Here is a 14,688-nt window from a genome sequence, read left to right as displayed (position 1 = left end):
CTTGAAGGAGGCGACCGGCGCCAGCGGGTTCAGGTGACGGTTTCCGTGGTGCCGGCGGTGGAGGAGCTGTAGTTGGTGTCGCCGCTGTAGCTGACGTCGACCGTGTGCACTCCCTTGGTCAGGCGTGGGTACCCGACGGACGCGGTGCCGGAGACCAGCGGGACGGTCTGGGTCTTCTCGCCGCTGACCGCCACGGTGACGGTTCCGGTGGGGGTGCCAGCGCCGGGGGAGACGGGTGCCACGGTGACGGTGACGGTGATCGGCTGGGTGTGGGTGGCCGGGCTGGGCGAGACGGAGATCGCGGTCGTGGTGGCCGCGGGATTGACCGTCTGCGTTCTGCTGGTGGTCGACGGGGAGTAGCCGGTGTCGCCGTTGTAGGCGGCGGTGACCGTGAAGGGGCTGCCTGTGGTCCTGGTGTAGGCATGGGTGGTGGTGGCCGTCCTGGAGGAGACGGGGGCGGTGACCGCGGGTGTACCGTCGCCGAAGCTGAAGGTGACCGTGCCGGTGGGGCTGCCGGTACCGGGGGAGACGACGGCGACGGTGGCGGTGAAGGTCACCGGCTGTCCGGTCACCGCGGGATTGGGGCCGGTGGTGAGAGCGGTGGTCGTAGCGGCCTGGTTGACCGTCTGGGTGGCCGTCCCGCTGGAGGCGGCGAAGTCGGAGCTTGCGTTGTAGGCCGCCTTCACGGTGAACGGACTGCCGGCCCGGGTGGCGTAGGCATGGGTGGCGGTGGCGCTGCCGGCGCCGAGCGCCGAGGTGACGCTGGAGCCGTCACCGAAAGTGAAGGTGACGGTGCCGGACGGCGTGCCGGCGCCGGGGGAGACGGCGGAGACCGTCGCGGTCGCGGTAACGGTCTGGCCGGTCCGCGAGGGGTTGGGGGAGAGGGCGACCGACGTACTGGTGACAGCCGGGCTCACCGTGTGCGCGGTGGTCCCGGACGACGGGCTCCTGTCGCTGTCACCGCTGTAGGAGGCGGTCACGGTGTAGGGGCTGCCGGCGGCCCCGGTCCAGGTGTGGTTGGTGGTCGCGGTTCCGGCACTGACGGGGACGGTCACGGATTGGCTGCCGTCACCGAAGGAGAAGGTGACGGTACCGGTCGGAGTGCCCGTGCCGGGCGGGTTCGCGGTGACGGCCGCGGTCACTGTCACGGGCTGGCCGGTCACGGACGGGCGGGGCGAGGTGGTGACCGTGGTGGTCGTGGCTGCCCGGTTCACCGTCTGGCTGGTGGTGCCGCTGGAGGTGGCGAAGTCGGCGTCACTGCTGTAGGTGGCGGTGATGGTGTAGGGGCTGCCCGCGACCGCGGTCCAGGTGTGGGTGGTGGTCGCGGTTCCGCCGCTGACGGGGGCGGTGACGGACGGCGTGCCGTCGCCGAAGGTGAAGGTCACGGTGCCGGTGGGAGCCCCGGCTCCGGGCGGGAGGGGGGCGACGGTGGCCGTGATGGTGACGGGTTGGCCGGTGACGGCGGGGCCGGCGTTCGTGGAGACGGTCGTGGTGGTCCCTGCCCGGTTGACGGTCTGGACCGTGACGTCGCTGGACGAGCTGAAGCGGCTGTCACCGCTGTACGTGGCCAGCGGGGCGTAGGGGCTGCCGGTGGTCGTGGGGTAGACGCGGCTGGTGCTCGCGGTTCCGTCGGGGTTGAGGGGGACGGTCGTCGCGTCGTTGTCGCGGAAGGAGAAGGTGACGGTTCCGGTGGGGGTGCCGGTGGCCGGGGGGGTCGGGGCGACGGTGGCGGTGAAGGTGACCCGCTGTCCGGTGACCGAGGGGTTGGGAGAGGAGGTGAGTCTGGTCGAGGTCGCTGCCGCGGTGACGGAGACCGTGTGGCTGCCGACCGGGGAAGTGGAAGGAGCGTACTGGGAGTCGCCGTTGTAGGCGGCGGTGACGGAGTAGGGGCTGCCGGCGGTGTCGGCGTAGGTGTGGGTGACGCTGGCGACATGGTTGACCAGGGTCGCGGTGGCCGGGGGACTGCCGTCGCCGAAGCTGAAGGTCACCGTGCCCGAGGGGTTGCCCGTTCCCGGCGGAGCGACCACGACGCGGGCGATCAGGGTGACCGACTGGCCGACCGGGGACGGGTCCGGCGTCGAGGACACGGTCGTCACCGTGGCGGTCCGTTGCACAGTGTGCGTCGTGGTGCCCGAGGAGGACAGCAGGGCGTTGTCCCCGTTGTAGGCGGCGGTGACGGTGTAGGGACTGCTGACGGTGTCGGAGTAGGCGTGGGTGGTGGTGGCGGTGCCGGAGGTGACCGGGGCGGAGACGGGGGTGGTGCCGTCGCCGAAGTCGAACGTCACCGTTCCCGTCGGGGGACCGGCCTGCTGGCTGTTCGCTGTGACGGTCGCGGTGACCGTCACCTGCTGACCGGTCACCGACGGGTCCGGTGAAGCGCTCACCGTCGTGGTGGAGCCCCCTTTGTTCACCGTCTGGATGGTGCTGCCGGTCGAGCCGGTGAAGTCACCGTCACCGCTGTACGTGGCGATGACGGCGAAAGGACTGCCGGAGGTGGACGCGTAGGCGTGGGTGGTGGTGGCGGTGCCGGAGGTGACCGGGGCGGAGACGGGGGTGGTGCCGTCGCCGAAGTCGAACGTCACCGTTCCCGTCGGGCTGCCGGCGCCGGGCGGGACGGCGGTCACGGTTGCGGTGACGGTCACCTGTCCGCCGGTCGTCGACGGGTCCGGCGAGGTGCTCACCGCTGTGGTGGTGAGGGCCGGGGCGACGGTCTGCGTGGTGACGCCGCTCGCCGCCGTGAAGTCGGTGTCGCCCGAGTAGGCGGCGGTCACGGTGTACGGCCCGCCGGAGGCCGAGCCGTAGGCGTGCTGGACCGTGGCCACACTCCCGACGAGGGAAACCACGGCGGGCGACGTGCCGTCGCCGAAGTCGAACCGCACGGTTCCGGACGGGGCGCCGGTGCCGGCGGACGGACCGACGGTCGCGGTGAACGTCACCGGTTGGCCGGCCAGTGACGGGTCGGGAGCCCCGGCCACCGTCACGACGGTCGAGGCCCGGCTCACCGTCTGGGTGCCGGTGCCGCTGGACGGAGCGAAGTCGCTGTCGCCGGCGTAGGCCGCGGTGATGACGTACGGGCTGCCGATCGTGCCGGCGTAGGTGTGGATCAGGACCGCCGCCGCCCCGGTCAACGAAGCCTCCACCGGCGGTGTGCCGTCACCGAAGTCGACGCTCACGGTCCCGGACGGCGCCCCCGAGCCCGGGGAAGATGCTCCGACGGTGACGGTGAGGGTCACCGGCTGGCCGGCCGCGGAGGGCCTCGGCGCGGTGGTGACCGCTGTGACGGTGGCGCTTGTGCCGACGGTCTGACCGGTGGTGCCACTGGACCCGGTGAAATTCGCGTCGCCGCTGTAGGTGGCCGTGATGGTGTAGGGGCTGCCGGAGGTGTGCAGGTAGGTGTGGGCCGTGGTGGCCACCCCGGCGATGACGGGGGCCGTGACGTCGTCGCTGCCGTCGCCGAACGTGAAGACGACGTTGCCGGCGGGGCTGTCGGGCCCGGTGACGGGTACGACGGCGGCGGAAACGGTGATCGGCTGGCCGGCCACCGAGGGATTGGTGCTGGTGGTGACGCTCGTGGTGGTGTCGGCCCGGGTGACTGTCTGGCTGGTGGTTCCGCTGGACGTCGCGAAGTTGACGTCGCTGTTGTAGGTCGCGGTGACGGTGTAAGGGCTGCCTGTCACCGCGGTCCAGGTGTGGGTGGTGCGGGCGGTGCCTGCGGTGACCGGCGCGGTCACCGCGGGGCTGCCGTCGCCGAAGGTGAAGGTGACGGTGCCGGTGGGAGTGCCGGTTCCGGGAGGCAGGGGGGCGACGGTGGCGGTCACCGTGACGGGTTGGCCGGTGACCGAGGGGTTGGCGTCGGTGGTGACGGTCGTGGCGGTGGCGGCGGGACCGACGGTCTGGAGGATGACGTCGCTGGAGGAGCTGAACCGGGTGTCCCCGTTGTAGACGGCGAGCGGGGCGTAGGGGCTGCCGGTGGTCGTGGGGTAGACGCGGCTGGTGGTCGCGGTGCCGTCGGGGTTGAGGGGGACGGTGGTGGAGTCGTTCTCCCGGAAGGAGAAGGTGACGGTGCCGGTGGGGGTGCCGGTGGCCGGGGGGACCGGGGCGACGGTGGCGGTGAAGGTGACCCGCTGTCCGGCGACCGAAGGATTGGGGGAGGAGGTGAGGGTGGTGGTCGTCGCCGCCACCGTGGCGGTGACGACGTGGTTGTCGTCAGGGGAGGTGGAGGGCGCGTAGTCGCTGTCGCCGTCGTAGGTGGCGGTGAGGGTGTAAGGGCTGCCGGCGGTGTCGCTGTAGGTGTGGGTGAGGGTGGCGACGTGGTTGACCACGGCGGCGGTCGCCGGGGGGCTGCCGTCGCCGAAGGTGAAGGTGACGGTGCCGGTGGGATTGCCGGTTCCGGGTGGTGCGACCACGACGCGGGCGATGAGGGTGACCGCCTGGCCGACGGCCGAAGGAGCGGGCGTCGAGGTCGTGCTGGTCACGGTGACGGCGCGGTGAACGGTGTGCGCCGTGCTGCCGGAGGACGGGAGGAAGGAGGTGTCCCCGCTGTACGTGGCGGTGATCCCGTAGGGGCTGCCCGAGGCGGACGCGTAGGTATGGGTGGCGGTGGCGGTGCCGGCGCTGATCGGGGCGGACACGGGGGCGGTTCCGTCGCCGAAGTCGAACGTGACCGTCCCGGTCGGGGTGCCGGCCTCCTGGGTGCCCGCCGCGACGGTCGCGGTGACCGTCACCTGCTGGCCGGTCACCGAGGGATCCGGAGAGGAGCCCACCGTCGTGGACGTGGGGATGTCGTACGAGTACGCCCCGGTCGCGGTGGTGCTGCCGCCCGGCGTGATCACCGTGACGTCCGCCGGTCCCGGCACCCTAGCCGGGACCACCGCGATGATCAGGGTGTCGGAGTTGGCGCGGAACGACGTGGCCGGCAGACCGCCGAAGGTGACACCGGTGACCTGGGAGAGCCCGGAACCGGTGATGACCACCACGCTCCCGCCGGCCGTGCTTCCGGAGGCAGGGAAGACCCCGGAGATCGTCGGCGTGGGACTGTAGACGTACGGTACCGGGTTGCTCACGCCGCCGGCGGTGCTCACCGTCACCGGCACGGTGCCCGGAGCCGCAGCCGGCGGGACCACCACGGTCAGCTGCTGATCCGACACCACCGTCGGCACGGCGACGCCGGCGCCGAACCGCACCGAACTCGCCGTGAGCAGGTTCTCCCCCTTCAGTACGACCGTGTTGCCGCCCGACAGTGGTCCGCCGCCGGGACGCACCGACTGGAGGCCGGGCGGCGGTTCGTAGACGAACTCCCCGAGTGTGGTGGTACCCCCAGGCGTGGTGACCGTGACGGCGACCGCCCCGCTTCCCGCAGGGCTCACCGCGATGATGGTCGCGTCGTTCACCACGGTGAAGACCTGGGCGCTGCGGGAACCGAAGCGCACAGTCGTGGCGCCGCTGAGGTGCGAGCCGGTGATGGTCACCCGCGTTCCACCACCGGCAGGGCCCTGATCGGGGGAGATACGGGACGGAGCGGAAAGGGCCCACACGTCGGGGGCATCGATGTCGGGGGCGGTCGGCACGACAATCACCTCGCCTTGCGGAGGAATCTCCGCACGCTGTGCTGGCGACCGCCCGCTCCCGGAAAGCCCACCGTGTTGTTGCCGACCACGGAAGTAGGCGCACAACGGAGCCGCTCTCCCGGAGAGGATGGGCAGCCCACCGGTAGGACTCCTTCACTAACTCACCCGACTGGCCGCATCGGCAAGACCTCATTAGCCTGTTCGGGTAAGCGCGCAAGGAGCACAATCCGCGCGCACATGGGCAGGGTTGTGCGCCCCGGAGTTCTCCTGCCGGGGAAACCCGATTACTCCAGTCGTGTGTCACCGTCACGCGATCGGCGCAGTCCCGACCGCTCAGGGCGCCAACCGGTGCTCCGTGACGCCAGGATGACCGGTGACCGCCGTGGGCGAACCGCGAGCATCGGGAGACGGAAGACCTGTGAGCATTCTCGACGACGCAAAAGATCCGACCGCGACCTACGACAGTGAGTTGCCGGTCAGGCGCAGGCGGCCCGGCAGCGTCGTGGTCAAGTGGATGACGACCACCGATCACAAGACGATCGGCACCCTGTATCTGTCGACGTCGTTCGGTTTCTTCCTGATCGGCGGCGTGATGGCACTGCTCATGCGTGCCGAACTGGCCCGCCCGGGCCTGCAGATCATTTCCAAGGAGCAGTTCAACCAGGCGTTCACGATGCACGGCACGATCATGCTGCTGATGTTCGCGACGCCGCTGTTCGCCGGCTTCACCAACTGGATCATGCCGCTGCAGATCGGCGCTCCGGACGTGGCCTTCCCCCGGCTGAACATGCTCGCCTACTGGTTCTACCTGTTCGGCTCCCTCATCGCCGTCGGTGGCTTCCTCACCCCGCAGGGCGCCGCCGACTTCGGCTGGTTCGCCTACACCCCGCTCTCCGACGCCATCCGCACACCGGGCATCGGCGCCGACATGTGGATCATGGGCCTGGCCTTCTCCGGCTTCGGCACGATCCTCGGTGCGGTCAACTTCATCACCACGATCATCTGCATGCGCGCCCCGGGCATGACCATGTTCCGGATGCCGATCTTCACCTGGAACGTGCTGCTGACCGGTGTCCTGGTCCTGCTGGCCTTCCCGGTCCTGGCGGCCGCCCTCTTCGCCCTGGAGGCCGACCGCAAGTTCGGCGCCCACGTGTACGACGCCGCGAACGGCGGCCCCCTGCTGTGGCAACACCTCTTCTGGTTCTTCGGCCACCCGGAGGTGTACATCATCGCGTTGCCGTTCTTCGGCATCATCACCGAGGTCATTCCGGTCTTCTCCCGCAAGCCGATCTTCGGCTACGCGGGCCTGGTCGCCGCCACCATCTCGATCGCCGGGCTGTCCGCGACGGTGTGGGCGCACCACATGTTCGTCACCGGCGCCGTCCTCCTGCCCTTCTTCTCCTTCATGACCTTCCTGATCGCCGTCCCGACCGGTGTGAAGTTCTTCAACTGGATCGGCACCATGTGGCAGGGATCGCTGTCCTTCGAGACGCCGATGCTCTGGGCGGCGGGCTTCCTCGTCACGTTCCTCTTCGGCGGTCTGACGGGCATCATCCTGGCCTCGCCGCCGTTGGACTTCGAGGTCTCGGACTCGTACTTCGTGGTGGCGCACTTCCACTACGTCGTCTTCGGCACCGTCGTGTTCGCGATGTTCGCGGGATTCCACTTCTGGTGGCCGAAGTTCACCGGCAAGATGCTGGACGAGCGCCTCGGCAAGGTCACCTTCTGGACGCTGTTCACCGGTTTCCACACCACGTTCCTGGTCCAGCACTGGCTGGGTGCCGAGGGTATGCCGCGCCGCTACGCGGACTACCTGGCCGCGGACGGCTTCACGACTCTGAACACGGTGTCGACGATCGGCTCTTTCGTGCTCGGCCTGTCGATCCTGCCGTTCCTCTACAACGTGTGGAAGACGGCCAAGTACGGCGAGCCGGTCGGCGTGGACGACCCGTGGGGCTACGGCCGTTCACTGGAGTGGGCGACCTCCTGCCCGCCGCCGCGGCACAACTTCCTCACCCTGCCGCGGATCCGCAGCGAATCCCCGGCGTTCGACCTGCACCACCCCGACATCGCGCTGGCCGAGGCCGAGGCCCACGGAGCCCGGCAGTGACCGGCCGAGGACGCACGTGAACGAACTGCCGAGGCTGGGAACCGACAGCGACCTGGGCAACGAGGTGGAGGGATACCTGCTGTGGCACGCCAGGATCGCGGAGGCGGAGCAGCGGGCGCGGGAGTTCGCCGGACCCGTGGAATGGCTGACCACGTCACAGCGCGCGGAGATCGAGCAGCGTTACGTCGCCGACACCCTTCAGCGCGCTCGGAAGGACCTCGAACGCATCGCGGCCCGGTGCCTGTCCCTGCGTGCCGAGTACGAGAGCCGCTATCGGATGCTGCGACGGCGCTGTGTGGGTCTGACCCTGGCTGTCTGCGCCGGCTTCACCGCGGCGGCCGCCCTGTGGTTGCTCTTCTGAGGCGGACACGATTGCCCGTCGACCACTCTGCGTCGGACCCTGGCGGTGCCTCAGCGCACAGCGGGTCGCTCACCCCGCAGTACCCGGGTGTGCTGTCCCCGAGGGCAGTGTACGAGCCGCTCGTCGAGCCCGAGTTCTCGTGCCTTCGCCAGGAAGTCGTCGAGGGGGGAGCGGAAGCGGGTGTAGTCGTCGTAGTGCACGGGCAGGACGCGCCGGCAGTCGAGGCGCCGCGCGAGTTCGGCGCCCTGGGCACCGTCCATGGTGACGACGAAACCACCGGGAAGCGTGGTGCCTCCCAGGTGGAGCACGGCCAGATCGGCGGTGGGGAAGCGCTGTCCGATCTCCTCCAGCCCGTCGAAGACGAGCGTGTCGCCGGAGATGTACAACCGTAGACGGACCGGCCCGTTCAGGGGGCCGAACTCCAGCATGCTGCCCATCACGGGGGGCAGCAGGCGGCGCAGCACGGGGTGCAGGGGCATGCCGTCCGGGCAGGGAGGTCACGCGGACCTGCGCGCCGCCCTGCCGCAGGGTGCAGCTCTCCCATGTACGCAGCCCGCATGCCCGGCGAAACCCCTGCCAGGTGTGCAGATGCCGTGCGGCGTGCGGAGTCGTGACGATCGGCACCGACCGGTCCAGGTGCCGTCGGGCCCGGCGGTCCCAGTGATCACCATGCAGATGGGACAGGACGGCGCCGTCGATCCGGGGCAGTTCCCGCACGTCGACGGCCGGCTCGGTCAGCCGGCGGCTGACCAGGCCGTACCCCAGGTGTGCCCGCTCGCCGCGGTGGAGGAAGTTGGGGTCGGTCAGCAGGGTCAGCTCGCCGTAGCAGCAGGACCGTCGCATCGCCTATGAAGTGGAGATCGACCGCGTCCTCGAAGGCAGCCATGACTGTCCTCACCCGACGGAACGGGCCCGTCCGTAGTCGCCCGGAGCTGGTTCGTCGGGAACGGAGTACCCCGAAACCCGCATGCGTACCGGACGTCGGGTCACCCCGTCGAGCGGGAACGGTCCCGCCGTGATCGGCGGGCCTCCGCCAGCAGCGGCAGCATTGAGAGGACGGCGATCACGGCGACGAACAGCAGCAGATAGTCGTCGACGTGCGACACCGCCGAACCCAGGAGGTATCCGGCCAGTACGAGACTCTGCGACCAGAGCAGTCCGCCGACGGTCTGCCAGACGGTGAACGTCCGCGCGGGCACCCCCAGCGCCCCGGCCGCCGGGTGCAGCACCGTGCGCACCATCGGAACGAAGCGGCCGATCACGAGCGCCTTGCCGTATCCGTAGCGGGCCAGCAGCCGCTCGGCCCGTGCCGCCCCCTCCTTCACCCGCCGCTTCGAAGTACGGGCCAGCAGAGGCCGCCCACCGTGGCGGCCGAGCAGATAGCCCACCTGGCCGCCCGCCACGGCGCCGACGCCCGCGCACACCAGCACCTGCCACAGCTCCAGCCGCGGCGACTGGTCACCGCTCGCCGCGCACAGCACCCCGGCGGGGAGGAGCAGCGTGTCACCCGGCAGGAAGAAACCGACGACCAGCAGGCCCGACTCGGCGAACACCACCGCCAGGACACCCAGCGCGCCGAAGGCAGCGAGCAGCGACGCACTGTCCGTCGGGTTGACGGCGATCACAGCCCTCGCCTCCCGGTACGCTCGTCGGTCACTGCCCCAAGTGTCCCTTGGGCACCACTCAGGTACCCGGATCCGCGTCCGTGAACGGAGGATCGTACGGCGGGGCCGAGCGGCGACCGCCGTCGTCCCCTGACGCCGGAGCATACGGACGGCGTACCTCGCAGGCCCGCCGCCGCGCCTTCCGCGCCCGCACCGCGGTGCAACCACCCGGCGCGTGTCGCCAGTTGCGCGCCGGTGTCGTGGGCCGTCTGCGCGCGGCTCGCGCGGCCCGCACGCTCGGCAGTTCGGGGGATTGGGGGTCATGGCTCTGGCGTGTCGAAACCGCCCGGGCGCGTACTGGTGGAACCGACGGAGCCGCCCATCTCCCTGTCGGGGGACGGCGGTCTGTGGTGCCCTGCATCCGTCACCGTCGGCAGCGGCCCCCGGCAGTGAGAGGACGAGAGACGGCCCCGACAGCCTCGATCTCATCGGAGGGCCGCGTTCATGCCTGCAACCGTAACCTTGGTCAGCACATCGCCGGATCCATCGGTCGTCGGTCAGCCGGTGACGCTGACCGCGACCGTCATCCCGCTCGGCGCGGGGACTCCGACGGGAACGGTCACCTTCACCGTCAGCGGCGGGCCGACCGTGACGGCGCCCGTCGTGGGCGGTACCGCCACGGCGACGGTCACCAACCTGACCGTCGGAAACCACACGGTCACCGCCACCTACCACGGTGACACCAACTTCACCTCCTCGACGGGTTCCACGGTCCAGGCCGTCATCCAGGCGACCACCACGACGACGGTCACATCCACACCGGATCCGTCGGCCTCCGGCCAGCCGGTGACGATCACGGCGACGGTGCAGCCGGTCTCACCGGGCACGGGAACACCGACCGGAACCGTCACCTTCTTCATCAGCGGAGGGCCGACGCTGACCGCGCCGCTGGTGGGAGGAAAGGCGACGGTCACCACGAGCACGCTGAACCCCGGCTCCCACACGATCACCGCGCTCTACAACGGGGACGCCAACTACCTGCCGTCGTCCGGGACGGACACCCAGACCGTCCAGGGCAAGGCGGCCACGACCACGACGGTGACCTCCTCGCCGGACCCGTCCGTGGTGGGACAGCAGGTGAGCTTCACGGCCACCGTGGCGCCGGTGCCCCCGGGGACCGGCACGCCCACGGGCACGGTGACCTTCACCTTCGGCGACGCGTCGTCGCTGACGGTCCCCCTCGTCGGAGGTGTGGCCACGGTCAACCACACCTACACCAGCACCGCCGGAAGCCCGTACACGGTCACCGCCACCTACAGTGGGAACGCGGCCTTCAACCCGTCCACGGGCACCGACACCCAGACCGTACTGCCGGCAGCCACGACCACGACGGTGTCCTCCAGCCCGGACCCGTCGGTGGTGGGGCAGCCGGTGACCCTCACCGCGACCGTGACGCCGACGGCTCCGGGTGCGGGGACACCGACGGGGACGGTCACCTTCACCTTCGGGGACGGGGCGCCGCCGGTGACGGTGCCGCTGGTCGGTGGCACAGCCACGACCACGCACGCCTACACCACCACCGCGGGCAGCCCGTTCACGGTGACGGCCACCTACGGCGGCAGCGTGAACTTCGTCCCGTCCTCGGGCACGGACACCCAGACCGTCAACCTCGCGGCCACCACGACGACGGTGACCTCCGCACCGGATCCGTCCACGGTGGGGCAGCCGGTGACCATCACCGCGACCGTGACGCCGTTGGCGCCGGGTGCGGGGACACCGACGGGCACGGTCACCTTCGACTTCGGCGACGGGTCACCGACCCAGAGCGGCACGCTGGTGGGCGGCACGGCGACGGTCACCCACACCTACACCTCCACGTCCGGCAGCCCGTACACCATCACCGCCACCTACGGCGGGAGCGGCAACTTCGCAGGCTCCTCGGGCACCGACACCCAGACCGTCAACCCCGCGGCCACGACCACCACGGTGACGTCCGCGCCGGACCCGTCGACGGCCGGCCAGCCGGTGACCATCACCACCGCGGTGGCACCGGTCGCACCGGCGACCGGCACGCCCACGGGGAACGTCACGATCAACTTCGGCGACGGCAGCCCGGCCCAGACGGTGACCCTGACGGGCGGCACGGCGACGGTCACCCACACCTACGCTTCCACGTCCGGCAGCCCGTACACGATCACCGCCTCCTACGGCGGGGACAGCGACTTCGCCGCCTCGACGGGCACCGACATTCAGACGGTGACCGCGGCCGGCACGCAGGTCACCGTCACCTCGAGCCCGGATCCGTCGGTGGTGGGGCAGCCGGTGACGTTCACCGCCACGGTCGCCCCTACCCCTCCGGGGGCCGGGTCGCCGACGGGCACGGTCACCTTCGACTTCGGTGACGGCAGCGCGCCGGTGACGGTGCCGGTCGCCGGGGGCACCGCCACGGCCACCCACGCGTACACCACCGCAGTGGCCAGCCCGTACACCGTCGTCGCCGTCTACAACGGTGACGCCTCCTTCCTGCCCGCCGCCGGCACGGACACCCAGACGGTGACCGCGGCCGGGACCACGACCACCGTGTCGTCGAGCCCGGATCCGTCGGTGGTGGGGCAGCCGGTGACGTTCACCGCCACGGTCGCCCCCACCCCTCCGGGGGCCGGGTCCCCGACGGGCGCGGTCACCTTCGACTTCGGTGACGGCAGTCCGACGGTGACGGTGCCGGTCGTCGGCGGCACGGCCACGGCCGCCCACACCTACACCAGCACCGCGGGCAGCCCGTACCCGGTGTCGGCGACGTACGGAGGCGACAGCGACTTCGCCGCCTCGACCGGCACGGACACCCAGACGGTGACCGCGGCCGGGACCACGACCACCGTGTCGTCGAGCCCGGATCCGTCGGTGGTGGGGCAGCCGGTGACGTTCACCGCCACCGTCGCGGCCGTTGTTCCGGGTGCCGGGTCGCCCACGGGCACGGTCACCTTCGACTTCGGTGACGGCAGCCCCACCCAGACCGCGGCCGTCACGGGTGGTACGGCCACCGCCACCCACACCTACGCCTCCACGTCGGGCAGCCCGTACACGGTCACCGCCACCTACGGCGGGAACGCCGACTTCACCGCCTCGACGGGCACCGGCACCCAGACGGTGGAAGCGACGGGAACCACCACCACCGTCGCCACTGGCCCCGACCCCTCGATGGTCGGCCAACCGGTCGGAATCACCGTGACGGTGGCCGCCGCGGCACCCGGCGCCGGAACACCGACCGGCAACGTGACCGTCACCTACGGGGACGGGTCACCGGCCGACACCGTGCCGCTGGTCGGCGGCACGGCGACGGTCACCCACACCTACACCTCCACATCCGGCAGCCCGTACACGGTCACCGCCACCTACGGCGGGAACGCCGACTTCACCGCATCCACGGGCACCGACACCCAGACCGTGATCGCGGCCCAGACGACCACCACGGTCACCTCGACCCCCGACCCGTCCGTCTTCGGCCAGCAGGTGACGATCACCGCCACCGTGACGCCCAACGCCCCCGGAGCCGGTACGCCCGGCGGGACGATGTTCTTCGTCATCAGCGGTGGCCCGGTCCTCACCGCGCCCGTCACCGGCGGCACCGCCACCGTCACCACCACCGCCCTGACGGTCGGCGCACACGTCATCACCGCCATCTACACCGGCAACGGCAACTTCGGCCCGTCGGTCGGCACCGACACCCACACGGTGAACCAGTCGGCCACGACGACCCAGGTGACGTCATCCCCCGACCCGTCGGTGGTGGGCGAGCAGGTGACGGCCACGGCGACGGTGACAGCGACGGCTCCGGGCGCGGGAACGCCGTCCGGGACCGTCACCTTCGACTTCGGGGACGGCTCCACACCGGTCCCGGGAGTCGTCGTGGGCGGCACGGCCACGGCCACCCACACCTACAGCACGGCGACCGGCAGCCCGTTCACCATCACGGCCGTCTACGGCGGAGACCCCGGCTTCGCCGGCTCCTCGGGCACCGACCCCCACACGGTCGACGTGGCGGACACCACCACCGCGGTGACGTCCTCGCCGGATCCGTCGGTGGTGGGCGAGCCGGTGGCCGTCACTGCGACGGTGTCCGCGACCGCTCCGGGTGTGGGGACGCCGACGGGGACGGTGACCTTCGACTTCGGTGACGGGTCGGCGGCCGCGACGGGGACCTTGGTGGGGGGCGTGGCCACGGTCACGCATGCGTACGCCACCACCGCGGGCAGCCCGTACACGGTCACCGCCACCTACGGCGGGAACGGCGACTTCAACCCGTCGACGGGAACCGACACACAGACGGTGAGCCAGGCAGCGGTCACGGCGACGGTGACGTCCTCTCCCGATCCGTCGGTGGTGGGCGAGCCGGTGACCGTCACTGCGATGGTGTCCGCGACCGCTCCGGGTGCGGGGACGCCGACGGGGACGGTGACCTTCGACTTCGGTGACGGGTCGGCGGCCGCGACGGGGACCTTGGTGGGCGGCGTGGCCACGGTCACGCATGCGTACGCCACCACCGCGGGCAGCCCGTACACCGTCACCGCCGCCTACGGCGGGGACACCGATTTCGCCGGTGCCACGGGTACGGACACGCAGACGGTGAACCAGGCCACGGCCACGGCGACGGTGACGTCCTCGCCCGATCCGTCGGTGGTGGGTGAACCGGTGACGTTCACCGTGACGGTGGCAGCGGTGGCTCCGGGTGCGGGGACGCCGACGGGGACGGTGACCCTCGACTTCGGTGGGTCGGCGGCCGCCACCGCGACCCTCGCCGGAGGAACGGCGACGGTCACCCACGCCTACACGGACGTGGCGGGCAGCCCGTACACGGTCACCGCCGCCTACGGCGGGGACACCGATTTCGCCGGTGCCACGGGTACGGACACGCAGACGGTGAACCAGGCCACGGCCACGGCGACGGTGACCTCCTCGCCCGATCCGTCGGTGGTGGGTGAACCGGTGACGTTCACCGTGACGGTGGCAGCGGTGGCTCCGGGTGCGGGGACGCCGACGGGGACGGTG

General features: G+C 71.1%; 5 protein-coding genes and 1 pseudogene. 3 read left to right on the top strand and 3 right to left on the bottom strand.

The window, feature by feature from the left end; genetic code table 11:
- Nucleotides 1-29: 29 nt before the first annotated feature.
- Nucleotides 30-5,567, bottom strand: a complete 5,538-nt coding sequence (locus ACWC21_RS09175; protein WP_450879696.1) for an Ig-like domain repeat protein — start codon at nt 5,565-5,567, stop codon at nt 30-32.
- Between the two features lie 418 nt (nt 5,568-5,985).
- Between ACWC21_RS09175 and ctaD the strand changes: the two genes are divergently transcribed.
- Together ctaD and ACWC21_RS09165 are read left to right on the top strand one after the other, a co-directional pair.
- A complete protein-coding gene (ctaD, locus tag ACWC21_RS09170) occupies nt 5,986-7,677 on the top strand; it encodes an aa3-type cytochrome oxidase subunit I (RefSeq protein ID WP_450879694.1) in 1,692 nt (563 codons plus the stop codon).
- A gap of 16 nt (nt 7,678-7,693) precedes the next feature.
- On the top strand, nt 7,694-8,038 hold the full coding sequence (locus tag ACWC21_RS09165) for a cytochrome C oxidase subunit I (RefSeq protein ID WP_450879692.1): 345 nt from the start codon (nt 7,694-7,696) through the stop codon (nt 8,036-8,038).
- A gap of 50 nt (nt 8,039-8,088) precedes the next feature.
- Here the strand turns inward: ACWC21_RS09165 and ACWC21_RS09160 are convergent.
- Nucleotides 8,089-8,924 (bottom strand): annotated as a pseudogene (locus ACWC21_RS09160) (MBL fold metallo-hydrolase).
- A 100-nt stretch (nt 8,925-9,024) separates the two neighbouring features.
- Nucleotides 9,025-9,663: a DedA family protein gene (locus tag ACWC21_RS09155; protein ID WP_450879690.1), complete on the bottom strand. Its 639-nt coding sequence runs from the start codon at nt 9,661-9,663 to the stop codon at nt 9,025-9,027.
- Nucleotides 9,664-10,146: 483 nt separating this feature from the next.
- Between ACWC21_RS09155 and ACWC21_RS09150 the strand changes: the two genes are divergently transcribed.
- On the top strand, nt 10,147-14,688 hold a 4,542-nt coding region (locus ACWC21_RS09150), incomplete at its 3' end, for a beta strand repeat-containing protein (RefSeq protein WP_450879688.1).

Source organism: Streptomyces sp. NPDC001348 (assembly GCF_053597535.1).
Note: the sequence above shows the minus strand (reverse complement) of the source record. Positions and strands in the feature narration are given on the sequence as shown.